Annotated in this window: 24 protein-coding genes; 20 read left to right on the top strand and 4 right to left on the bottom strand. The window is 43.5% G+C overall.

Annotated features, from left to right (window positions below; genetic code table 11):
* Positions 1-106: 106 nt before the first annotated feature.
* The 3 genes from LDO51_RS07830 to LDO51_RS07840 all read right to left on the bottom strand — a co-directional run bounded on the left by LDO51_RS07830 (position 107) and on the right by LDO51_RS07840 (position 4,387).
* Complete coding sequence (locus LDO51_RS07830) at positions 107-826, bottom strand: DUF4105 domain-containing protein (RefSeq protein ID WP_225577003.1); 720 nt, start codon at positions 824-826, stop codon at positions 107-109.
* A 7-nt stretch (positions 827-833) separates the two neighbouring features.
* A complete protein-coding gene (locus LDO51_RS07835; protein WP_225577004.1) occupies positions 834-2,036 on the bottom strand; it encodes a peptidase in 1,203 nt (400 codons plus the stop codon).
* Positions 2,037-2,452: 416 nt separating this feature from the next.
* On the bottom strand, positions 2,453-4,387 hold the full coding sequence (locus tag LDO51_RS07840; protein WP_225577005.1) for an ABC transporter ATP-binding protein: 1,935 nt from the start codon (positions 4,385-4,387) through the stop codon (positions 2,453-2,455).
* Positions 4,388-4,538: 151 nt separating this feature from the next.
* On the opposite strand from LDO51_RS07840, the gene kefG reads away from it, so the two are divergent.
* From kefG to slyD, 4 genes are all read left to right on the top strand, one after another.
* Positions 4,539-5,099: a glutathione-regulated potassium-efflux system ancillary protein KefG gene (gene kefG / locus LDO51_RS07845; protein ID WP_225577006.1), complete on the top strand. Its 561-nt coding sequence runs from the start codon at positions 4,539-4,541 to the stop codon at positions 5,097-5,099.
* The gene (kefB, locus tag LDO51_RS07850) at positions 5,092-6,900 is read left to right on the top strand and encodes a glutathione-regulated potassium-efflux system protein KefB (protein ID WP_225577007.1); all 1,809 of its coding nucleotides are present in this window, start codon (positions 5,092-5,094) and stop codon (positions 6,898-6,900) included. The genes kefG and kefB overlap by 8 nt, the downstream gene beginning before the upstream one ends.
* 9 nt (positions 6,901-6,909) lie before the next feature.
* A complete protein-coding gene (locus tag LDO51_RS07855) occupies positions 6,910-7,113 on the top strand; it encodes a YheV family putative zinc ribbon protein (protein WP_036948717.1) in 204 nt (67 codons plus the stop codon).
* 86 nt (positions 7,114-7,199) lie between these two features.
* The gene (slyD, locus tag LDO51_RS07860; RefSeq protein ID WP_006659533.1) at positions 7,200-7,805 is read left to right on the top strand and encodes a peptidylprolyl isomerase; all 606 of its coding nucleotides are present in this window, start codon (positions 7,200-7,202) and stop codon (positions 7,803-7,805) included.
* A gap of 61 nt (positions 7,806-7,866) precedes the next feature.
* Here slyD and LDO51_RS07865 read toward each other — a convergent pair whose 3' ends face one another.
* Positions 7,867-8,088 carry a SlyX family protein gene (locus LDO51_RS07865; RefSeq protein ID WP_154602335.1) on the bottom strand — a complete coding sequence of 74 codons (222 nt, stop codon included), beginning with the start codon at positions 8,086-8,088 and terminating at the stop codon, positions 7,867-7,869.
* Between the two features lie 233 nt (positions 8,089-8,321).
* Between LDO51_RS07865 and fkpA the strand changes: the two genes are divergently transcribed.
* From fkpA to rpoB, 16 genes are all read left to right on the top strand, one after another.
* Positions 8,322-9,065, top strand: a complete 744-nt coding sequence (fkpA, locus tag LDO51_RS07870) for an FKBP-type peptidyl-prolyl cis-trans isomerase (protein ID WP_225577008.1) — start codon at positions 8,322-8,324, stop codon at positions 9,063-9,065.
* Between the two features lie 338 nt (positions 9,066-9,403).
* Entirely contained in the window at positions 9,404-10,108 is a 705-nt protein-coding gene (locus LDO51_RS07875) for a helix-turn-helix transcriptional regulator (RefSeq protein WP_036948726.1), read from the top strand.
* On the top strand, positions 10,105-10,509 hold the full coding sequence (tusD, locus tag LDO51_RS07880; RefSeq protein WP_225577009.1) for a sulfurtransferase complex subunit TusD: 405 nt from the start codon (positions 10,105-10,107) through the stop codon (positions 10,507-10,509). Before LDO51_RS07875 ends, tusD begins: the two co-directional genes overlap by 4 nt.
* 75 nt (positions 10,510-10,584) lie before the next feature.
* Positions 10,585-10,914, top strand: coding sequence for a sulfurtransferase complex subunit TusC (tusC, locus tag LDO51_RS07885; RefSeq protein ID WP_263869900.1), 330 nt, complete (start codon positions 10,585-10,587; stop codon positions 10,912-10,914).
* Positions 10,915-10,972: 58 nt separating this feature from the next.
* Complete coding sequence (tusB, locus tag LDO51_RS07890) at positions 10,973-11,260, top strand: sulfurtransferase complex subunit TusB (RefSeq protein ID WP_225577011.1); 288 nt, start codon at positions 10,973-10,975, stop codon at positions 11,258-11,260.
* A gap of 136 nt (positions 11,261-11,396) precedes the next feature.
* Entirely contained in the window at positions 11,397-11,771 is a 375-nt protein-coding gene (gene rpsL / locus LDO51_RS07895) for a 30S ribosomal protein S12 (RefSeq protein ID WP_004265905.1), read from the top strand.
* Between the two features lie 98 nt (positions 11,772-11,869).
* Complete coding sequence (rpsG, locus tag LDO51_RS07900) at positions 11,870-12,340, top strand: 30S ribosomal protein S7 (protein WP_004262486.1); 471 nt, start codon at positions 11,870-11,872, stop codon at positions 12,338-12,340.
* 85 nt (positions 12,341-12,425) lie between these two features.
* Positions 12,426-14,552, top strand: coding sequence for an elongation factor G (gene fusA / locus LDO51_RS07905; RefSeq protein WP_225577012.1), 2,127 nt, complete (start codon positions 12,426-12,428; stop codon positions 14,550-14,552).
* 78 nt (positions 14,553-14,630) lie between these two features.
* Positions 14,631-15,815 (top strand): elongation factor Tu, encoded by a 1,185-nt coding sequence (gene tuf, locus LDO51_RS07910; protein WP_096759607.1) that lies wholly within the window; start codon positions 14,631-14,633, stop codon positions 15,813-15,815.
* Positions 15,816-16,203: 388 nt separating this feature from the next.
* Positions 16,204-16,590, top strand: a complete 387-nt coding sequence (gene secE, locus LDO51_RS07915; RefSeq protein ID WP_225577013.1) for a preprotein translocase subunit SecE — start codon at positions 16,204-16,206, stop codon at positions 16,588-16,590.
* On the top strand, positions 16,591-17,136 hold the full coding sequence (gene nusG / locus LDO51_RS07920) for a transcription termination/antitermination protein NusG (RefSeq protein WP_006657043.1): 546 nt from the start codon (positions 16,591-16,593) through the stop codon (positions 17,134-17,136).
* A 167-nt stretch (positions 17,137-17,303) separates the two neighbouring features.
* The gene (gene rplK, locus LDO51_RS07925; protein WP_006657044.1) at positions 17,304-17,732 is read left to right on the top strand and encodes a 50S ribosomal protein L11; all 429 of its coding nucleotides are present in this window, start codon (positions 17,304-17,306) and stop codon (positions 17,730-17,732) included.
* 4 nt (positions 17,733-17,736) lie between these two features.
* Positions 17,737-18,438 (top strand): 50S ribosomal protein L1, encoded by a 702-nt coding sequence (gene rplA, locus LDO51_RS07930; RefSeq protein WP_006657045.1) that lies wholly within the window; start codon positions 17,737-17,739, stop codon positions 18,436-18,438.
* Between the two features lie 335 nt (positions 18,439-18,773).
* Complete coding sequence (rplJ, locus tag LDO51_RS07935; protein ID WP_224059932.1) at positions 18,774-19,271, top strand: 50S ribosomal protein L10; 498 nt, start codon at positions 18,774-18,776, stop codon at positions 19,269-19,271.
* 60 nt (positions 19,272-19,331) lie between these two features.
* Complete coding sequence (gene rplL / locus LDO51_RS07940; RefSeq protein ID WP_006657047.1) at positions 19,332-19,697, top strand: 50S ribosomal protein L7/L12; 366 nt, start codon at positions 19,332-19,334, stop codon at positions 19,695-19,697.
* 357 nt (positions 19,698-20,054) lie between these two features.
* A complete protein-coding gene (rpoB, locus tag LDO51_RS07945) occupies positions 20,055-24,083 on the top strand; it encodes a DNA-directed RNA polymerase subunit beta (protein ID WP_225577014.1) in 4,029 nt (1,342 codons plus the stop codon).
* Positions 24,084-24,191: the final 108 nt, after the last annotated feature.

Below are 24,191 nucleotides of genomic sequence, written 5' to 3' on the forward strand. Positions count from 1 at the left end.
ATTTTCTTGTACTGCCTAGCCAAGTTTAATGAGTCTGTTTTTTTGCCATACATTTCAAAGCTGCCTGCGCTATTTTTTATAGCGTTTGGCAGGCTTCTTCTCATTATTATCGGCGTATTATTTGAGAGAATTGCTTATCGACCAATGGGATCAATGGGATTTGTTGCTTGTTAAAATAATCATTATCTTCAATAAAGCCTAATTGATGACAATATTGAGAAGCGTAGCCACTGACTAACAGTTTCCAGTTAAATTTAAAATCAGGGTAGGTTTTCTTGGCGATTTTATAAATGCTGGTTGTGCAGTTATTCCACATGGAATGGTATTTTTCGTTGGTCTCTTTGAGCTGATTAAGTTTGCTCATATAATTGAGAAACAGTTCTATAATAAGTGGCTTATCTAAATTTAAGGGATAGATATAGACTTGCTCATTGCGTAAATTAACGCGAGTACCAATTAAATCCTGCTCATCAGCGACCACATAGATAATATCGTAGTTATAGAAAAATCCCTTCCAAACCGAAAATTGTTGATGTGTTTTTCGCCTTGTCTCGATAGAAAAAGAGACATAGTCTCCATTGGAAAAACCGAAGCTCAGAAAAACATGGGCGATCATTTTGCCAGACCAGTGGGATTGCACTAAGTCTACGCTTTGCAAGTTAGACAGGTTGTAATGCTTAGTATCCCAAGTGTATTCATTCTTATCGGCAAACTGGAAAGAGCGAAAATTATGAATGGCGATATCCGAAGTTTCGTTATTAAAATCCATATGGGATTTATAACGATACTCCGTTCTCCACTCATTTTGAGGTAATAGATTGCTCATTTGCGCACTACATTTTTAATAGAACAGACATGGCGCGGGAATAATCTAAAACAATGCCCGGTGTCCACGTCATAATACTTGCATGTTTTCTGAGTTGGGACATGACCCAAAGCTCAGGGCTAAAGAGCAATTTAAGCAGCAGCATGAAGCCGCCTTTTTTCTCGGTAAAATATCCCTCGGTACTTTTTATCAGCGCCAAAGAAACGACGGTTGAACAATTGCGATTTGTTAAATTGTAGGTCGTGTCTTTACTGTATTCTTGCCAAAATGCGTCTAGCTTTTCTTTACTGATCCCTTCAATGGTTAATTTGAAGTTGGATGGCGGCGCAATTTTCATTTCATCAAGATAACTGATTTGAAAAACACCTGTGTCATTGTTTTCTTCGGTGGATTTCAATATCTGTAAGAATTGCGCGGTATCGCGGTCGATATCTTTCTCTGGGTAGTGGCTGATATAAATTTCATCCAGCTCGAAAGCAACATGCCCAGTACTAATCACACCCAATGAATTACGGGAAACAATATAACGCTGGATAATTTTAAAAAATAGCGGCAGTTGCCCAGTAGTTGTCCATACATGTAATGTGCCGTGCTCTCTATTTGAAGCGTCATTATTGCGCGTAAATACCATCTGATTAGCATTGGAAATCTGGCTGCTCACAACAAAGTAGTAAACAAAGAATGAGTCGAGGGAGAAGATCATAATCAGCGTGCCGACATCCCAATAAACCTGGCGAGATGAGTAGTCAAAAGACCAAGGAATGAAATTCCATAAACCTAATGAAAATTCAATAATGGAGACAGTTAACATTAACTTCCAGCGTTCAAATTTTAAAACCACGCTATTGGACATTTTCCAGATAGCACTGACCATGAGATATAAGCCAGTAATAAACCCAGAGAGAACCGTTTCCCACGCATGTATTTTAGAAAACAAGACAATATAGACCATTAAAAGTAGCACTAATCCGCGACTGATCCTCAGTCCTCGGGTGGCACCTTGGCAATACATCGCACAGACAAACGAGCGAATGGCTTCCAATAAAATTGGAATACAGAGGAAGATCATAAACTCATGGGGATCAGCAAAAAAAGGTAATAGAAAAAAGCAGGCGCCAATCAGCACACCAAATAATGTGAGAGCCAGAATAAACCAGAAATATTTTTTCGCTGTGTCTCTGCCATAGAGCATTGTAATGATATAAATCATGTTGCACCAACCCTAAGATAAAGATAAGTGCTAATGCCTTATCGCTATTGATTTTTATTATGAGTTTGTTTGATTGGCTTTATTATAATGGGGATATTTAATCGACAAAATAGATGGCGATTTGTGCGTTTTGTTGTGATTTTAATTCATTGAAGAATAAGTATTATTTTTAGAGCTACGCTTTTTTTGTGTGGTTTTAACTGCTTTAGGTTAACGATATGTTAATATTTAATTCTATTAATAGTGCTTTTATTTTTCGGATTATGTTTTAAGGAAGCCATAAATAAGATTTTTATGTGTAATTAAATTCTTGGGTTTAAAAATCCAATTATAATTATCAATTTTGGTTATTTATTGAAATAACCCTTTATTAAGATCAGACTAATAAAGGGTTATTATTGAAGAGTGATAATGAATTAACCCGCTTCAAACTCATTGGTCATGGTTTCTAACTGCTCTTGCAGATCCATCCATTCCATTTCAACGTCTTCAAGGGCGGATTTATGCTCAGTTTGCTTTTTCAAACAGTCTGTTAGCTCCGCTTTTTTATCTTGTTCATAAATGGCGGCATCGGATAACCTCGCCTCTAACTCTGCTAATGATGCAGAATATTTTTCCATTTTCTTTTCCAACTCTGTGATTTTTTTACGGATAGGTTGGGTCAGTTGACGGAATTCAGCTTCGCGGCGTTTTTGGTCTTTTCTATCTTGTGCCGTCACGGTTGATGTGCTGGCTGGCTTTTCTTTATCAAGCAGATCACGGGCTTGCTGTAGCTCCATTTTATTCTGCTCAGCTAACCATTGTTGGTAATCCTCAAGATCCCCATCAAATTGCTCGACTTTTCCCCCATGAACTAGATACAGCTCATCGGTGGTGGTGCGCAGTAAGTGCCTATCATGGGAAACCACCACCAATGCGCCTTCGAAAGCCATTAACGCTTCGGTCAGTGCTTGTCGCATGTCCAAATCTAAGTGGTTGGTTGGCTCATCGAGTAACAGTAAGTTAGGGCGCTGCCAGACAATCAGGGCTAATACTAAGCGGGCTTTTTCTCCACCGGAGAAACGTCCACTAGGATCCGTCACTTGGTCACCTTTAAAACCAAAGCCGCCGAGATAATCACGCAATTGCTGCTCAGTTTGTTCAGGTGCGAGGCGAGCAAGATGCTGTAGTGGGGACTCATCCGCATGCAAATATTCTAATTGATGCTGGGCGAAATACCCCAGTTTGATCCCTTTGGCGAGTGATATCTCGCCGTGTAATGGCGGTAAATCGCCAGCTAACATTTTGATTAATGTGGATTTACCGGCACCATTACGCCCGAGTAACCCGATGCGAGAGCCAGGGACTAAATTCAATTTGATGGATTCTAACACCACTTTTTCACCGTAACCTGCACTGACCTTTTCCATTTTTAATAAGGGATTCGGTAAGCTTTCTGGTTGACGGAATGAAAAATGGAATGGGTTATCCACATGCGCAGGGGCGACCAGCTCCATGCGTTCAAGCATTTTAATCCGGCTTTGTGCTTGTTTAGCCTTGGTGGCTTGGACTCTAAATCGGTCAATATAACTTTGTAAGTGGGCAGCTTTAGCTTGTTGGCTCTCATACAAGGCTTGTTGCTGCGCTAGTTTAGTGGCGCGTTGGCGTTCGAATGAAGAGTAGTTGCCAGTGTATTCGAACATGGTTTCTTGTTCGATATGCAGTACTTTGTCGATGATTGGGTCGAGGAAGTCCCTATCATGGGAAATCAAAATCAGGGTGCCAGAATAGCTTTTAAGCCATTTTTCCAGCCAAATCACCGCATCTAAATCTAAGTGGTTCGTCGGTTCATCCAGAAGTAATAAATCGGAACGGCACAGTAGGGCTTGCGCAAGGTTCAGGCGCATACGCCATCCACCAGAAAATGATTTTACTGGAGACTGTAGCTGTGCTTGGCTAAAGCCAAGACCATGTAGCAAGCTTGCTGCACGGGACTGAATTGTCCACGCATCAATGGCATCTAATTGCCCATGAATGACGGCAATAGCGTGACCGTCATTTTTTTCGTTCGCCTGTTGGAGTTTATGTTCTAAGGCGCGAAACTCACGATCGCCATCAATGACATACTCAATACAAGGTACATCAAGAGCGGGGGTTTCTTGGTTCACCCACGCCATTGACCAATTGCTTGGAAAGGTTGCTGATCCTGCTTCCGCCTGCAATTCACCCTTTAACAGTGCCAGCAATGTGGATTTTCCGCAGCCGTTTTTACCCACTAATCCGACTTTTTGCCCCGGATTGATAGTCGCAGTTGCATTGTCCAGCAGAACACGTACACCTCGGCGAATTTGTAATGAAGAGAAAACAATCATAGAAACCGTCTATTGAAAATATGTTAAATTATTGAGTTAGATATATTCGAATAATAAAGTTATTACTGAAATATATTAAGCTTAAAGTACATTTAGCAGGCTGCATGGTAACGGAAAATTATCCGCCTGACACGCCTTTGAGGAGGGAAAGATGTCAAATACGCCAAAAGTGCTCGTGGTCTACGCTCACCCAGACCCCGATGAATCTGTTGCTAATCGTCTGTTGTTAAATGCAGTGCGCGATTTTGACCATGTCACTATCCACGATTTATACGCAACATATCCTGATTATTTTATTGATGTCACCGCAGAACAAAAGCTGCTCTGTCAGTATGATGTCATTGTATTTCAGCACCCGCTGTATACTTATAGTTGTCCCGCGCTATTAAAAGAGTGGTTTGACCGAGTCTTGACTCGTCGATTTGCCACAGATCAAGGATACCAAAAATTGAAAGGCAAATATTGGCGCTCGATTATTACCACCGGAGAGCCAGAAGAAGCTTACCAATATGGCGGCTATAATCGCTACCCATTATCTGAAATTCTGCGTCCATTCGAGTTGACCTCACTGATGTGTGATATGCACTGGATTGAACCAAACATTATCTATTCTGCTCGTCGGAAGAGCCCACAACAGTTACAGCAAATGGTTGAAGAGTATAAGCAATGGATGAGACACCCCCTCAATACGGGAGATATTTCAAATGGATGAATTAAATCTATTTGAGTCGGTGATCATATTTTTATGCGCCGGTGTAGTGATGGTACCGATTGCCCAAAAAATCCGTTTAGGTGCGGTGTTGGGTTATTTACTGGCAGGGATCGTGATTGGTCCATTCGTATTGGGCTTTATTCGCAATGTGGATGACATCCTGCATTTCTCGGAGCTGGGTGTCGTCTTCTTAATGTTTTTAATTGGGTTGGAATTGAAACCCTCGAAATTATGGGAGCTGCGCCGGTCGATTTTTGGTGTCGGTACCATCCAAGTGGTTGTGACCGCGGCTTTGATGGCAGGGATCTTGATTCTTGCTCAGTTTTCTTGGCAGGCAGCAGTCGTTGGTGGGCTGGGTATGGCAATGTCCTCAACGGCAATGGCGCTACAATTAATGAATGAAAAAGGGATGTCCAATCAAGAAAGTGGGCAGCTCGGCTTTTCTGTTTTACTGTTCCAAGATATGGCGGTAATTCCGATTATGGCACTGATCCCGTTATTGGCAGGGGATACGGGAAGCAGCGATTGGTACAAAATTGGATTGAAAGTGGTGGCGTTTGCAGGGTTATGGGTTGTCGGACGTTATTTATTACGCCCACTATTTAGGCTTGCAGCGAAATCGGGCGTTCATGAAATTTTTACCGCAGCGGCGTTATTAGTCGTACTGGGTTCCGCGTTGATTATGGAAAGCCTTGGCTTCTCAATGGCATTGGGCACGTTTATGGCGGGGGTGATGCTTGCTGAGACAGAATTTCGTCATGAACTTGAGATTAATATTGAGCCGTTTAAAGGCTTGCTGCTGGGGCTGTTTTTCATTTCCGTCGGTATGTCATTAAATTTACAAGTATTATGGGCTTACCTCCCTCAAGTTTTATTGGCAGTTTTGGTGCTGGTTGTCGTGAAAGCCCTCGTATTATATGTGTTGGGATTTGTGGCACGTTTACGTACCGGTGCTCGAGCGCAATTTTCTGGGGTGCTTAGCCAAGGCGGTGAGTTCGCCTTTGTGATTTATGCTACAGCATTTGGTGCCAGCGTGATTGATGAAAGGCAAATGGATTTATTGTTGGTCGTGGTGACACTATCGATGATGACAACGCCACTTGTGATGCAGTTGATAGATGCGTATCTCAACCGCCGCTATAATCAGCAACCGGCATCGACAGAAAAGCCATTTGTAGAGGATACCAACCCTCACGTTATTTTAGTGGGATTTGGACGAATGGGGCAGGTGGTTGGTCGTCTATTGATGGCGAACAAAGTGAATATTACGGTGCTTGAACAAGATGTTACCGCGATTAGTACTATGCGCCGATACGGTTACACAGTCTATTATGGGGACGCACGCGAGCTACAACTTCTGCGCTCAGCGGGGGCGGATAAAGCCAAAGCCATTGTGATCACCAGTAATGTTCCCGAAGAGGTGATGGAAATTGTGCGTATTTGCCAAGAAAACTTCCCTAATTTGCATATTATTGCTCGGGCAAAAGGGCGTTTAGAAGCTCACGAATTACTGCATAGCGGCGTGACGGACTTTAGCCGTGAAACCTTTTCAAGCGCGTTAGAGATGGGAAGCAAGGCACTGATTAGTACAGGTATGCATCCTCATAAAGCCTATCGTGCAAAGCAGCATTTTCGCCGGCTTGATATGCGTATGTTGCGGGATATTATTCCTGAAAATGAGAATAGTGATAGCGGGCAAATTTCGCGTATTAAAGAGGCGCGGCGTGAACTCAACGAACTTTTCGAAAAAGAGATGCAAAGAGAAAATCGCCAACCGCACAGCTGGAATAACGAACAGTAAGGTAGAAAAATGGCAGCAACACGTAAGCGTTTTATTGCTGGGGCAACCTGCCCTAAATGCAAGTCTCAAGACACCTTAATGATGTGGCGAGAAGATAAAATTGATGTGGTTGAATGTGTGAATTGCGGGGATCAACAACGTCAAGCTGAAGGCGATGCTACTGAGCATGTGAGAAAGCAAGAACAAGTTATTGGAATTTTTACCCCAGAATAAGAGAATTTTGTCAATTCTCAATACAGCACAATTGTTTTCCGGTACAATTGGCAAAAATTTTTCCCTTACGGGTCGTAGGAGATGTCATGAAAGTAGCAAAAGACTTGGTTGTAAGCTTAGCTTACCAAGTAAGAACAGAAGACGGTGTTTTAGTTGATGAGTCCCCGGCAAATGCGCCAATGGACTATCTGCATGGCCGTGGTTCTTTAATTTCTGGTCTGGAAAAAGCATTAGAAGGTCGTGAAGTTGGCGAACATTTCGATGTTGAAGTCGCTTCAGACGATGCATATGGTCAATATGATGACAACTTAGTTCAACGCGTACCGAAAGATGTGTTCATGGGCGTTGACGAGCTGGAAGTAGGTATGCGTTTCTTAGCGGATACTGACATGGGTCCAGTTCCAGTTGAAATCACTGGCATCGAAGGCGATGAAGTTATCGTTGACGGTAACCATATGTTAGCAGGTCAAAACCTGAAATTTAATGTTGAAGTCATGGCTATCCGTGAAGCAACTGAAGAAGAAATCGCTCATGGCCACGTCCATGGTGCTGATGGTCACGACCACGACCATGACCACGAAGGTGGTTGCTGTGGCGGTGGCGGTCATAGCCACGGTTCAGAAGGCGGTTGCTGTGGTGGTGGCGAAGGCCAAGGTCACGGTCACAAGCACGGCGGTTGTGGTTGCCACTAATCCCTAGCGCCAATGAATAAAAAAAAGGAAAGCAAATGCTTTCCTTTTTTCGTTGATAGTTTCAGTAATGTGGTGGTGGTGTTTCTTCTTCAGGGCGAGCAAGGTGAGATGATTGCGACGCTTTTAATCTCTCGGCCACAATACGTAAATGTTCCTGCATTTTTGACAGCTGCATTTGTTGTTCTGTAATCACTTGGTTGAGCTGCTCAATGGCCAATTCTTGGAAAGCAACTTTGCTTTCTAAAAGTTCTAAACGCTGTTCAAAATTGTCTGATGAATCCATTTTAGACTCTCCTTATGGGTTCTCATCATGAAAAAAACATCATAATAACCGAACATTACAAATCAACAGATAAGTTTTATTTAAAGGTGTAGGCGTTGAAACCTCTTTTTGTTAATGTGGTCTAAGATATTCTTATATTTTTTGTGTTAACTGACAGCTTGTTTTTTAAGATAAGGAACAGCTATCAATAAAAATGAGCCGTATGGCTCGAATAATAGCTATCGGAGATTAGGATGAAATCACTGTTTAAGGCAAGTCTATTAGCAACAACATTAGCATTCGCTTTTACTGCCCCACAAGTTATGGCAGAAGAAGCAAAAACACAAGCGAGCGCTTTCAAAAATGCAGAAGAGCGTAACGCATACGCATTAGGTGCCTCTTTAGGTCGCTATATGCAAAATTCTTTAGAAGAACAAAAATCGATCGGTATTAATCTGGACAAAGCCCAATTACTGGCAGGTGTTCAAGATGCATTCAGCGGCAAAAGCAAAATGACTGATGCACAAGTTGAAGAAACATTACGTCAATTCGAAGGACAAGTGAAAAAAGCGGCTGAAGATAAAATCAAAGCTGAATCAGTAGCTAACGTGAAGAAAGGTGACGAATATCGCGAGAAATTTGCAAAAGAAAAAGGCGTAGTGAAAACTAAGTCTGGCCTACTGTACAACATTGAAAAAGAAGGTACTGGCGCAAAACCTAAAGAAGACGAAACCGTTGTTGTTCACTATAAAGGCTCTTTAGTTGATGGCACAGAATTCGATAGCTCTTATTCTCGTAACGAGCCACTGACTATCCCGTTAAACTCAGTGATCAAAGGCTGGACTGAAGGTTTATCTAACCTGAAGAAAGGTGGCAAGATGACATTAGTTATCCCACCAGAATTAGCTTACGGTGAAAACGGCGTTCCAGGTATCCCTGCAAACTCAACGCTGATCTTTGATGTTGAATTATTAGACATCAAACCCGCTGCAAAATAAGATTTCACATCGTTAAAAATAAAAAGCTCAGATTCGTTCTGAGCTTTTTTCATTGAGTTACGCAATCCAATGCTAAAAAAGCCCAGTTGTGTCATTCTTAATTAAAAATTTGCATTTAAAAATCTTATATTCTTTAAAACTTGTGATAAAACGTACTCTCTTGCATTCATTCACTTGACGGCAACGTCTCGGAGTTTTAACTTCAATAGATTCGTTTTTATTTTTAATCATCACATCCGTTGACTATGTACGACAAAATGAAGGCAAATGAGTCGAATAATGAATGCCTCATTGGTTAACGTGATGAATTTTATACACTTTAGAAGGATGACGTTGAAATGTCTGATGCATTACAATCCCAAGACCTCAGTGATATTAATATTCTTGATAACCAGCCGTTTACTGAGACTGACCACGAAATTTTAAAATCATATGAAGCTGCGGTTGACGGGCTCGCTATGCTAATTGGTGAGCATTGTGAAATTGTTCTTCACTCTTTAGAAGACCTCAAATGTTCAGCAGTGAGAATAGCGAATGGTCAGCATACAGGGCGTAAAATTGGCTCCCCTATCACTGATTTGGCATTAAGAATGCTTCATGACATGGCGGATGCGGAATCCAATGTCTCTAAAGCGTATTTTACGAAAGCGAAAAGCGGCGACTTAATGAAGTCCGTGACTATTGCAATTCGTAACCGTAAACAACGTGTTATCGGCTTACTGTGTATCAACATGAACTTGGATGTGCCATTCTCTGAAATCATTAAGTCGTTTGTGCCGGAAGAAAAGCAAGAAGTGACTTCCGATGTAAACTTTGCGTCTTCAGTTGATGACTTAGTGGCACAAACATTAGAATACACTATCGAAGAAGTTAGCAATGACCGTAATGTTTCTAACAATGCGAAAAATAAACAAGTGGTTCTGAACTTGTACGAAAAAGGGATCTTTGATATCAAAGATGCTATCAACCAAGTGGCTGACCGCCTGAATATTTCAAAGCACACCGTTTATTTATATATCCGCCAATTTAAGAGTGGTGAATGAGTAAAACAACCCCGCTAACCTATTGTTTGTTAGTAACAGGACCCGCATACGGCACTTCACAATCAGTAAGTGCCTATCAATTTGCCAAGGCCCTTCTGAAAGAGGGGCATCTATTGAAGACGGTATTTTTCTATCAAGATGGCGTTCTTAATGGCAATGCTTTAACTTCTCCTGCAAATGATGAATTTGACCTAGTCAAAGCATGGCGCCAGCTAGCACAAGAGTCGGGTTGTGAAATGAATATCTGCGTTGCAGCAGGGTTACGTCGTGGTATTACAGATGAAGAACAAGCTAACGTGCTATCGCTACATGCTTATAACTTATCTGAAAGTTTTACCATGAGCGGTTTAGGAAGTTTGGCTGAATCCATGTTAACCACTGACCGCACAATCCAGTTTTAAACCTGAACATCATGAATCACGTCACTCTATAAGATAAGGTCTCTTGTGAAGAAAATAGCCTTTGTTTTTACGACTATGCCACATGGTAGTGCCAGTGGACGCGAAGGACTGGATGCATTATTAGCGACCTCAGCACTGACAGAGGAAATCAGCGTATTCTTCCTTTCCGATGGGGTATGCCAATTACTCGCTCATCAGCAGCCTAAAGAGATTTTAGCTCGGGACTATATTGCGACGTTCAAGATTTTACCTCTCTATGACATTGAAAACATTTACCTATGTTCAGAGTCATTAAAGGAAAGAGGCCTTAGCCAGCAAAATGAGTGGATTGTGACACCTGAATTTTTAACACCCCAGCAGATCCAAGAGCAGTTATCTGCCTGTGATGTTGTGCTGAAATTTTGAGTATTTGTTCAAAATTTGATCTTGTGTTCGGATTTTGATCTATAGTAGGATCCTGCCTATGCTATACACCCTAGCCACTTCTCCATTTAAATGTGATTTTTCTGCGCTATTGCGTTTAATCACCAATGAAGACGCTATATTGCTTTTCCAAGATGGTGTGATTGCCGCTGTCTCACAATCCAAATATCTTGCGGAATTACAAAATAGTGGTGCTCAAATCTATGCCTTGGATGCAGATATTCACGCCCGAGGGCTACAAGAGCAGGTAGCTGATGGCGTTTCTATCGTCTCATATCAAGGTTTTGTAAAGCTAACTGAAGCTCATAAGCAACATTTTGCCTTATAAAGTCACTAAAAGTTGTATATTTCTTGACACCTGAGCCAGTCGGCAATAAAATTTCGCGTCCTCGTGTATCGTCATGTTGGCGAACGAGGTCAAAATCCGTGTTTACGAAGCAAAAAAACCAGGAGCTTTTTTAATAATGGCAACTATTAATCAGCTGGTACGCAAATCTCGTAGCTCGAAAGTTGTGAAAAGCAACGTTCCAGCACTGGAAGCTTGCCCGCAAAAACGTGGCGTATGTACTCGTGTATATACTACCACTCCTAAAAAACCAAACTCAGCATTACGTAAAGTATGCCGTGTTCGTTTAACTAACGGTTTCGAAGTATCTTCCTACATCGGTGGTGAAGGCCACAACTTGCAGGAACACTCCGTAATCCTGATCCGTGGCGGTCGTGTTAAAGACTTGCCAGGTGTGCGTTATCACACCGTTCGCGGCGCACTGGACTGTTCTGGTGTTAAAGACCGTAAGCAAGCTCGTTCTAAATACGGCGCGAAGAAACCTAAGGCTTAATGGATTTCCGTTAAGTAAGGCCAAACATTTTTAATCTTAATGTCAAAATACTCTCGTAGAGTTTTGGACAAACCTGAATTAACAACGGAGTCATATCCATGCCACGTCGTCGCGTAATTGGTCAACGTAAAATTCTTCCAGATCCTAAGTTCGGATCAGAATTACTGGCCAAATTTGTAAATATCCTGATGGTAGACGGGAAAAAATCTACTGCTGAAGCAATCGTATACAACGCACTTGAAACCCTTGCTCAGCGTTCTGGTAAAACTGAACTTGACGCATTCGAATTAGCACTTGATAACGTGCGTCCGACTGTGGAAGTTAAATCCCGCCGTGTTGGTGGTTCAACTTACCAAGTTCCAGTTGAAGTTCGCCCGGTTCGTCGTAATGCCCTGGCAATGCGTTGGATCGTTGATGCTGCTCGTAAACGCGGTGATAAATCTATGGCGCTTCGCCTGGCAAACGAATTATCAGACGCTGCTGAGAACAAAGGTTCAGCTGTTAAGAAACGTGAAGACGTTCACCGTATGGCAGAAGCTAACAAGGCGTTCGCACACTACCGTTGGTAATCTCTTACCAATCTTAGTGATGTATCTCAGGGTAGCTTTCGCTGCCCTTTATATAAAGAATTGAACGCCCACGAGAGAGGAAAAAATGGCCCGTCAAACGCCCATAGCACGCTACCGTAACATCGGTATCAGTGCACACATCGACGCTGGTAAAACCACAACTTCTGAACGTATTCTGTTCTATACTGGTGTAAACCATAAAATCGGTGAAACCCACGAAGGTTCTGCAACTATGGACTGGATGGAGCAGGAGCAAGAGCGTGGTATTACTATCACTTCTGCTGCGACGACTGCATTCTGGTCTGGTATGGCTAAACAGTATGAGCCACACCGTATCAACATCATCGACACCCCGGGACACGTTGACTTCACAATCGAAGTAGAACGTTCTATGCGTGTTCTTGATGGCGCGGTAATGGTTTACTGTGCAGTTGGTGGTGTTCAGCCACAGTCTGAAACTGTATGGCGTCAGGCTAACAAATATAAAGTTCCACGTATCGCGTTCGTTAACAAAATGGACCGTATGGGTGCGAACTTCTTACGCGTTGTTGAGCAGTTAAAAACTCGTTTAGCAGCTACTGCAGTTCCACTGCAATTACCAGTTGGCGCAGAAGAGTCGTTCACTGGTGTTGTTGACTTGCTGAAAATGAAAGCAATCAAATGGAACGATGAAGACCAAGGCGTTACCTTCGAATACGAAGATATCCCTGCGGACATGCAAGAGCTGGCAGAAGAGTGGCACAACAACCTGATCGAATCCGCAGCAGAAGCATCAGAAGAACTGATGGAAAAATATCTGGGCGGTGAAGAGCTGACTGAAGCAGAAATCAAAAGTGCTTTACGTCAACGTGTTCTTGCTAGCGAAATTATCCTGGTTACCTGTGGTTCTGCATTTAAGAACAAAGGTGTTCAGGCGATGCTGGATGCGGTCGTGGATTACTTACCAGCTCCTACAGATGTACCAGCAATTAACGGTATTCTGGACGATGGTAAAGATACTCCAGCTGAACGTCATGCAAGTGACGAAGAGCCGTTCTCATCTTTAGCATTTAAAATTGCAACTGACCCATTCGTTGGTAACCTGACATTCTTCCGTGTTTACTCCGGTGTTGTTAACTCAGGTGATACCGTTCTGAACGCTGTTAAAGCGAAGAAAGAGCGTTTTGGTCGTATCGTTCAGATGCACGCGAACAAGCGTGAAGAGATTAAAGAAGTTCGCGCTGGTGACATCGCGGCTGCTATCGGTCTGAAAGACGTAACTACAGGTGATACTTTATGTGCAGTTGATGCACCAATCATCCTGGAGCGTATGGAATTCCCAGAGCCAGTAATCTCTGTTGCAATCGAACCAAAAACTAAAGCTGACCAAGAAAAAATGGGTATCGCATTAGGCCGTCTGGCTCAAGAAGACCCATCATTCCGCGTATCAAGTGATGAAGAGACTAATCAGACTATCATCGCTGGTATGGGTGAATTGCACTTGGACGTTCTGGTTGACCGTATGCGTCGTGAATTCAAAGTTGAAGCGAACGTTGGTAAACCACAAGTAGCTTACCGCGAAGCAATCACTACTAAAGTGACTGACATCGAAGGTAAACACGCGAAACAGTCTGGTGGTCGTGGTCAGTACGGTCATGTCGTTATCGATATGTACCCACTGGACAAGAAAGACAAAGATGGTCTGCCAATGGACTACGAATTTGTCAACGAAATCAAAGGTGGTGTAATCCCTACGGAATACATTCCTGCGGTTGACAAAGGTCTGCAAGAGCAGCTGAAGTCTGGTCCATTAGCTGGTTATCCAGTAGTTAATATGGGTGTTCGTCTGCATTTCGGTTCTTACCATGATGTTGACTCCTCTGAATTGGCGTTTAAATTGGCAGCATCGCTGGCATTTAAAGACGGCTTCAAAAAAGCGAAACCAGTTCTACTTGAGCCAATCATGAAAGTTGAAGTGGAAACTCCAGAAGACTACATGGGCGATGTAATTGGTGACCTGAACCGTCGTCGTGGTATGATTGAAGGTATGGATGACTTACCTACTGGTAAAGTTGTTCGTGCACAAGTACCATTGTCCGAAATGTTCGGTTATGCTACTGACCTGCGTTCTCAGACACAAGGTCGTGCTTCATACTCTATGGAGTTCCTGAAGTACAATGAAGCGCCAAACAACGTTGCACAAGCTGTAATCGAAGCTCGTAACGCTAGATAATCGATTTTTATCGATTTAACTACTTTAATTTAAGTTCCTTCTTTATCGTGAAGAGGGGACTCCATAAGGAATAGAGTCGTGTCTAAAGAAAAATTTGAACGTTCAAAACCGCACGTTAACGTTGGTACAATCGGCCACGTTGACCATGGTAAAACTACCCTGACAGCAGCAATCACTACTGTTCTGGCTAAAACTTACGGCGGTAACGCTCGTGCATTCGACCAAATCGATAACGCACCAGAAGAAAAAGCGCGTGGTATCACCATTTCTACTTCTCACGTAGAATACGATACTCCAACTCGCCACTACGCACACGTAGACTGCCCAGGACACGCCGACTATGTTAAAAACATGATCACTGGTGCTGCGCAGATGGACGGTGCAATTCTGGTTGTTGCTGCGACTGATGGCCCAATGCCACAAACTCGTGAGCACATCCTGTTAGGTCGCCAAGTAGGTGTTCCTTACATCATCGTTTTCCTGAACAAATGTGACATGGTAGACGACGAAGAACTGTTAGAATTAGTTGAAATGGAAGTTCGTGAACTTCTGTCTCAGTACGATTTCCCAGGCGACGACACTCCAGTTGTTCGTGGTTCAGCACTGAAAGCGCTGGAAGGCAACCCAGAGTGGGAAGCAAAAATTGTTGAATTAGCAGGCTACCTGGATTCTTACATCCCAGAACCAGAGCGTGCAATTGACAAGCCATTCCTGCTGCCAATCGAAGACGTATTCTCAATCTCTGGTCGTGGTACAGTAGTAACAGGCCGTGTTGAGCGTGGTATCATCAAAGTTGGTGAAGAAGTTGAAATCGTTGGTATCCAAGCAACGGCTAAAACGACTTGTACTGGCGTTGAAATGTTCCGTAAACTGCTGGACGAAGGTCGTGCGGGTGAGAACGTTGGTGTTCTGCTGCGTGGTACTAAGCGTGAAGAAATTCAACGTGGTCAAGTACTGGCTAAACCAGGTTCAATCAAGCCACACACTCAATTCGAATCAGAAGTTTATATTCTGAGCAAAGATGAAGGTGGTCGTCATACTCCATTCTTCAAAGGTTACCGTCCACAGTTCTACTTCCGTACAACTGACGTAACCGGTACTATCGAACTGCCAGAAGGCGTAGAGATGGTAATGCCAGGCGACAACATCAACATGATCGTGACTCTGATTCACCCAATCGCGATGGATGATGGTTTACGTTTCGCAATCCGTGAAGGTGGTCGTACTGTAGGTGCGGGTGTTGTTGCAAGAATCATTGCATAATACCGCTCTTTCTGAATAAGAAAGAACCACTTTAGTAAAAAGGGCATCGACTGATGCCCTTTTTATACTCAAGTTTTTAAAATGTTAGCGTTTAAACCTAAGAACCTATCTCATCAATCGTTTTCATAATTATTGGTGAGATAGGCTCTGAAACAACGATTTACTGACTGTATTGAGAGCCCAATGCAGTTATATGAGATTTATTAAGGTTTTGCTCAGAAGTTATGGTATATTTTACCGCTGCCACGAAAAGAAATTTATTTTCGAAATAGGGTGGTCATTAAATTTACTGGGTATGCTGGCATATTCTATTGGTGTGCTCTGATTGCCATACTGAATAGGTAAGGCAAGCGAGCTTTATACATACTTCATGGTAACAGGTTGAATTATGAGTGCGAATAGCGAAGCTCAAGGAAGTGGACGCAGTGCCGACATCTTCAAATGGGTTGTTGTCTGTGTCTTATTATTAGTTGCTATCGTGGGCAACTATTACTTCCGTCAATATAATCTCGCACTGCGTGCTTTTGCAGTTGTGGCTGTAGTAGCTATTGCTGGTGCTGTTGCTTTGTGGACCACAAAAGGTAAAGCAACTCTGGCGTTTGCGCGCGAAGCTCGAATCGAGGTGAAAAAAGTCATTTGGCCTACTCGCCAGGAAGCATTACAAACGACTTTGATTGTTGCTGCTGTAACGGCTGTAATGTCACTAATCCTGTGGGGATTAGATGGTATCCTAGTGCGTTTAGTTTCATTTATTACAAGCCTGAGGTTATTCTAAATGTCAGATTTACCTAAAAAACGCTGGTATGTCATTCAGGCATTCTCTGGTTTTGAAGGTCGCGTAGCACAGTCTCTGCGTGAACATATCAAATTACATAATATGGAAGAGTTGTTTGGCGATGTTATGGTCCCAACTGAAGAAGTTGTTGAGATCCGTAGCGGCCAGCGCCGTAAGAGTGAGCGCAAATTCTTCCCAGGTTACGTATTAGTTCAAATGGTCATGAATGATGACTCTTGGCACTTAGTACGCAGTGTTCCGCGTGTAATGGGCTTTATCGGTGGGACTTCAGATCGTCCAGCACCAATTAGTGATAAAGAAGTTGATGCGATTATGAATCGCTTACAACAAGTTGGTGATAAGCCACGTCCTAAAACGCTATTTGAACCAGGTGAAATGGTTCGTGTTAGCGAAGGTCCATTCGCTGACTTCAACGGTGTTGTTGAAGAAATCGACTATGAAAAGAGCCGCTTAAAAGTCTCTGTTTCTATTTTTGGTCGTGCAACTCCAGTTGAGTTAGACTTCGGACAGGTAGAAAAAGCCTAACTAATCCGAATACCAGACTTGCAAAAGGCGCGAAATTTTCATACAATTTCGCGCCTTTTGTTTTTTATGCTTGGCATCATACTGTGCAAACGGTATTTTGCGGGGCGTTAATGTAACGGGGAGCCTTAATCCATTAAGGCGCTATTACCCAATTTGAGGAAATATTCATGGCTAAGAAAGTACAAGCCTACGTTAAGCTGCAAGTAGCAGCTGGTATGGCAAACCCAAGTCCACCGGTTGGTCCAGCACTGGGTCAGCAAGGTGTGAACATCATGGAATTCTGTAAAGCGTTCAACGCAAAAACAGACAGCCTGGAAAAAGGTTTACCAATTCCTGTTGTTATTACTGTTTATGCAGACCGTTCATTCACTTTCGTAACTAAAACTCCACCGGCAGCAGTTCTGCTGAAAAAAGCGGCTGGCGTTAAGTCTGGTTCTGGTAAGCCGAACAAAGACAAAGTTGGTAAAGTGACTTCTGCACAGGTTCGCGAAATCGCAGAAACTAAAGCTGCGGATATGACTGGTGCTGACGTTGACGCGATGATGCGTTCAATCGCTGGTACTGCTCGTTCCATGGGCCTGGTAGTGGAGGACTAATAGAATGGCTAAACTGACTAAGCGCATGCGCAATATCCGTGAGAAAGTTGATGTAACTAAACAGTATGACATCAATGAAGCCGTTGCTCTGCTGAAAGAATTAGCGACTGCTAAATTCGTTGAAAGCGTTGACGTAGCTATCAATCTTGGTATCGATGCTCGTAAATCTGACCAGAACGTTCGTGGTGCAACTGTACTGCCACACGGTACTGGCCGTTCAGTTCGTGTTGCTGTGTTCGCACAAGGCGCAAACGCTGAAGCTGCTAAAGCTGCTGGCGCTGAACTGGTTGGTATGGAAGATCTGGCTGATAAAATCAAAGCTGGTGAAATGAACTTTGACGTTGTTATTGCTTCTCCAGATGCAATGCGCGTTGTTGGCCAATTAGGTCAAGTTCTAGGCCCACGTGGTCTGATGCCAAACCCGAAAGTTGGTACTGTAACTCCTAACGTTGCTGAAGCGGTTAATAACGCTAAAGCGGGTCAGGTTCGTTACCGTAACGACAAAAACGGAATCATCCATACCACTATCGGTAAAGCTGATTTCGACGCTGACAAACTGAAAGAAAACTTAGAAGCACTGCTGATCGCGCTGAAAAAAGCAAAACCAGCTTCTGCTAAAGGTGTTTTCATCAAGAAAATCAGCCTGTCCACTACTATGGGCGCAGGTGTTGCTATCGACCAATCTGGTCTGTCAGCAGCAGTTTAATTCCGTTAGCATTTGCTAATCGGCAATTAGGCTTTACCTTTGCGTTAAATTTGTATAAAATTTGACGCCTCGAGTTTGTTGGGTGTAGAAATGCGCCCAACAAACCACAAATTTCGGTATGGAGTCTGGCCTTTCCAGACCCCGTCCAAGACCGCAGGTGTAGTTTATTAGTTACTAGTAGCTACTTAATTTACCTGCGTAGACGGTGACAGAGATACCTAGAATTTAATTCTGGATTTCTATTCTGCTCACCGTGTTTTAGCGCTCTTACATAATGTTGTGTTTGAGTGATGTGAGTCCCGGGTTTTCCCGGTTAATCCAGGAGCAAGAAGCTAATGGCACTAAATCTTCAAGACAAACAAGCGATTGTTGCTGAAGTCAGCGAAGTAGCCAAAGGCGCGCTTTCTGCAGTTGTTGCTGATTCACGCGGCGTAACTGTAGCAAAAATGACTGAACTGCGTAAAGCAGGTCGCGAAGCTGGCGTTTATATCCGTGTTGTTCGTAACACACTGATTCGCCGTGCTGTTGAAGGTACAGCTTATGATGTACTGAAAGACGCGTTTGTTGGTCCAACCTTAATTGCTTTCTCTAACGAACATCCGGGCGCTGGCGCTCGTCTGTTCAAAGAGTTCGCGAAAGCGAATCCAGCATTTGAGATTAAAGCTGCGGCCTTTGAAGGTGAGTTAATCCTAGCGAAAGATATCGATCGTCTGGCAACTCTCCCAACTTACGATGAAGCAATCGCACGCCTGATGGCAACCATGAAAGAAGCCGCTGCCGGCAAATTGGTTCGTACTCTGGCTGCTCTGCGCGATCAGAAAGAAGCTGCATAAGCCCTTTCCTTCGTTGCTTTTTAACGTATAAACTATTTCTGAATTTTAGGAACACTTGTTATGTCTATCACTAAAGACCAAATCCTTGATGCAGTTGCAGAAATGTCTGTAATGGACGTTGTTGAACTGATTACTATGATGGAAGAAAAATTCGGCGTTTCTGCTGCTGCAGCTGTTGCTGTTGCTGCGGGCCCAGCTGAAGCTGCTGAAGAAAAAACTGAATTCGACGTTGTTCTGGCATCTGTTGGTGCAAACAAAGTTGCAGTTATCAAAGCAGTTCGTGGCGCAACCGGTCTTGGCCTGAAAGAAGCTAAAGACATGGTAGAATCAGCTCCAGCAGTTATCAAAGAAGCTGCAAGCAAAGACGAAGCTGAAACTCTGAAAAAATCTCTTGAAGAAGCAGGCGCTTCTGTTGAACTTAAATAAGTTCAATTTCAAGAACGCAGCTTAAGTAATTAGGCTGATGGCTGGTGATTTTTTAATCACCAGCCTTTTTGCGCTGTAAAGCGTGATGGGTGTTAACAGCTTTTCACGCAGTTTTAATGTTAACAAACAACCCTCCAATACTTCTTTCTATTTGACGACTTAATATACTGTGTTCTGCGCTACGACCCGCTCGGGTAGCTCGGTAGCAACTGCAACGCAATGAAATGATTTAAGAGTAATAGAAATGGGTATTCAGGAAAGTATTCATTTTCCATTTCTTCAAAAAACGCGTTCCTGTTCTGCCCTTAATCCAAAGGCGAACGATTTGGGTCACTGATCAACGAGCTGAGGAAACCTATGGTTTACTCCTATACCGAGAAAAAACGTATTCGTAAGGATTTTGGTAAACGTCCACAAGTTTTGGATATACCTTATCTCCTTTCCATCCAACTTGACTCGTTCCAGAAGTTTATCGAGCAAGATCCTGATGGCCAGAATGGTCTGGAAGCTGCTTTCCGTTCCGTATTCCCAATTCAGAGTTACAGCGGTAATGCTGAACTGCAATATGTCAGCTATCGTTTAGGCGAGCCTGTTTTTGATGTTAAAGAATGTCAAATTCGTGGCGTGACCTATTCTGCACCACTGCGTGTAAAACTGCGCCTGATCGTGTATGAGCGAGAAGCTCCAGAAGGCACCGTTAAAGACATCAAAGAACAAGAAGTCTACATGGGTGAAATTCCACTCATGACTGAAAACGGAACTTTTGTTATCAACGGTACTGAGCGTGTTATCGTTTCCCAGTTACACCGTAGTCCTGGTGTATTCTTCGATAGCGATAAAGGTAAAACTCACTCTTCAGGTAAAGTGCTGTATAACGCACGTATTATTCCTTACCGTGGTTCATGGCTTGATTTCGAATTCGATCCGAAAGATAACCTGTTTGTACGTATTGACCGTCGCCGTAAATTACCTGCGACCATTATTCTGCGTGCAATGGATTACAACACCGAAGAAATCTTAAACCTGTTCTTCGAAAAAACTGTATTCCAAATCCGCGATAACAAACTGATGATGACGCTGGTTCCTGAGCGTCTGCGTGGTGAAACCGCTTCTTTCGATATCGAAGCAAACGGCAAAGTGTATGTTGAAAAAGGCCGTCGTATCACTGCTCGTCATATTCGTCAGTTAGAAAAAGAAGAAGTTAGCAACATCGAAGTTCCTGTTGAATACATCGCAGGTAAAGTTGTTGCAAGAGATTACATCGATGAGAGCACCGGTGAGCTGATTTGTGCAGCAAACATGGAACTGTCATTAGATATGTTGGCACGTCTGAGCCAGTCTGGTCATAAAACAATCGAAACATTGTTCACCAACGACTTAGACCACGGTGCTTATATCTCTGAAACCGTTCGCGTCGACCCAACTAACGATCGCTTAAGTGCACTGGTAGAAATCTACCGTATGATGCGCCCTGGTGAGCCGCCAACACGCGAAGCTGCAGAAAACCTGTTCGATAACCTGTTCTTCTCTGAAGACCGTTACGACTTGTCTGCTGTAGGTCGTATGAAGTTCAACCGTTCACTGAACCGCGATGAAATCGAAGGTTCTGGTATCCTGAGTGAAGAAGACATCATTGATGTTATGCGTAAACTCATCGATATTCGTAACGGTAAAGGCGAAGTCGATGATATCGACCACTTAGGTAACCGTCGTATTCGTTCTGTTGGCGAAATGGCTGAGAACCAATTCCGTGTAGGTCTGGTTCGTGTTGAGCGTGCAGTGAAAGAGCGTCTTTCTCTGGGCGACCTCGATGCATTAATGCCACAGGATATGATCAACGCTAAGCCAATTTCAGCAGCAGTTAAAGAGTTCTTTGGTTCCAGCCAGCTGTCTCAATTTATGGACCAGAACAACCCACTGTCTGAAATTACGCACAAACGTCGTATCTCTGCATTAGGCCCAGGTGGTCTGACTCGTGAACGTGCAGGCTTCGAAGTACGTGACGTACACCCAACTCACTATGGTCGTGTTTGTCCAATCGAAACCCCTGAAGGTCCGAACATCGGTCTGATCAACTCATTATCTGTTTATGCACAGACCAATGAGTACGGTTTCTTAGAAACTCCATACCGTTTAGTCCGTGATGGCATCGTAACTGATGAAATCCATTACCTGTCTGCAATCGAAGAAGGTAACTTCATTATTGCTCAGGCAAACACCGTATTAAGCGACGATGGCCGTTTCATCGAAGAACTGATTACCTGTCGTAACCGTGGTGAATCAAGCTTATTCAGCCGTGAACAAGTTGAATATATGGACGTTTCGACTCAACAGGTTGTTTCTGTTGGTGCGTCACTGATCCCATTCCTTGAACACGATGATGCTAACCGTGCATTGATGGGTGCGAACATGCAACGTCAAGCGGTTCCTACTTTACGTGCTGACAAACCATTAGTTGGTACAGGTATGGAACGTGCAGTAGCGGTTGACTCCGGTGTTACTGCTGTTGCAAGACGTGGTGGTTCAGTTCAATACGTTGATGCTTCTCGTATCGTTATCAAAGTTAACGAAGATGAGATGTATCCGGGCGAAGCTGGAATCGATATCTATAACCTGACTAAATACACTCGTTCTAACCAGAACACCTGTATTAACCAGATGCCTTGCGTATCTTTAGGTGAACCAGTTGAACGTGGTGATGTGTTAGCGGATGGTCCTTCAACAGACCTCGGCGAATTAGCACTGGGTCAAAACATGCGCGTGGCATTCATGCCATGGAATGGTTATAACTTCGAAGACTCCATCTTAGTTTCAGAGCGTGTTGTTCAAGAAGACCGTTTCACAACTATTCACATTCAGGAACTCTCTTGTGTGTCTCGTGACACCAAATTAGGGCCTGAAGAGATCACTGCGGATATTCCAAACGTTGGTGAAGCAGCGCTGTCTAAACTTGATGAATCCGGTATCGTTTATATCGGTGCAGAAGTGAAAGGCGGAGATATTCTGGTTGGTAAAGTCACCCCTAAAGGTGAAACCCAATTAACGCCAGAAGAAAAACTGCTGCGTGCTATCTTCGGTGAAAAAGCTTCAGACGTTAAAGACTCTTCTTTACGTATTCCTAACGGCGTATCTGGTACGGTTATCGACGTACAAGTATTTACCCGTGATGGCGTAGAGAAAGACAAACGTGCTCTGGAAATCGAAGAAACTCAGTTACGTGATGCGAAGAAAGACTTAACAGAAGAGCTGCGTATTTTTGAATCCGCACTGTTCTCTCGTATCCGTTCTGTACTGATCAGCGGTGGTATTGAAGCTGATAAACTGGACAAACTGCCTCGTGACCGTTGGTTAGAATTAGCATTAGCTGATGAAGAGAAACAGAACCAGTTAGAGCAATTAGCTGAACAGTACGATGAACTGAAATCTGAGTTTGCTAAGAAACTGGAAGCAAAACGTCGCAAGATCACTCAAGGTGATGACCTTGCACCGGGCGTACTGAAAATTGTTAAGGTTTATCTGGCAGTTAAACGTCAGATTCAACCGGGTGATAAAATGGCGGGTCGCCATGGTAACAAAGGTGTTATCTCAAAAATCAACCCAGTTGAAGACATGCCTTACGATGAAAACGGTAACCCAGTTGACATCGTTCTGAACCCGCTGGGCGTACCATCACGTATGAACATCGGTCAGATTCTGGAAACTCACTTAGGTATGGCTGCTAAAGGTATTGGTGAAAAAATCAATGCTATGCTTAAACAGCAGCAAGAAGTTGCCAAACTGCGTGAATTCATCCAGAAAGCTTACGATTTAGGTGATGATCCGCGTCAGAAAGTTGACTTAAATACTTTCTCTGATGAAGAAGTTATGCGTTTGGCAGAGAACCTGAGAAAAGGTATGCCAATTGCAACACCAGTGTTTGATGGTGCAAAAGAGAAAGAAATTAAAGAACTGCTGAAACTGGGCGGTCTGCCAACTTCAGGTCAGATTACATTATTCGACGGTCGTACTGGCGAGAAATTTGAGCGTCAAGTCACCGTAGGTTACATGTACATGCTGAAACTGAACCACTTGGTTGACGATAAGATGCACGCCCGTTCAACTGGTTCTTACAGCTTGGTTACTCAGCAGCCGCTGGGTGGTAAAGCGCAGTTCGGTGGTCAGCGTTTCGGGGAGATGGAAGTGTGGGCACTGGAAGCATACGGTGCAGCCTATACTCTTCAAGAAATGCTTACAGTTAAATCGGATGACGTTAACGGCCGTACGAAGATGTATAAAAACATCGTCGATGGCAGCCATCAGATGGAACCTGGTATGCCGGAATCTTTCAACGTATTGCTGAAAGAAATCCGCTCACTGGGTATCAACATCGAGCTGGAAGACGAGTAATTCGTTCTGTGCCGGAAGGTTCGCCTTCCGGCCCATGTAAGCACTGGGATTTGGGGAGAGTGGCCTCGAGCACTCACCTGACAGGTCTAACTCCGACAGGAGCCATTT

The organism is Providencia alcalifaciens (assembly GCF_020271745.1).
Lineage (GTDB): Bacteria > Pseudomonadota > Gammaproteobacteria > Enterobacterales > Enterobacteriaceae > Providencia > Providencia alcalifaciens_B.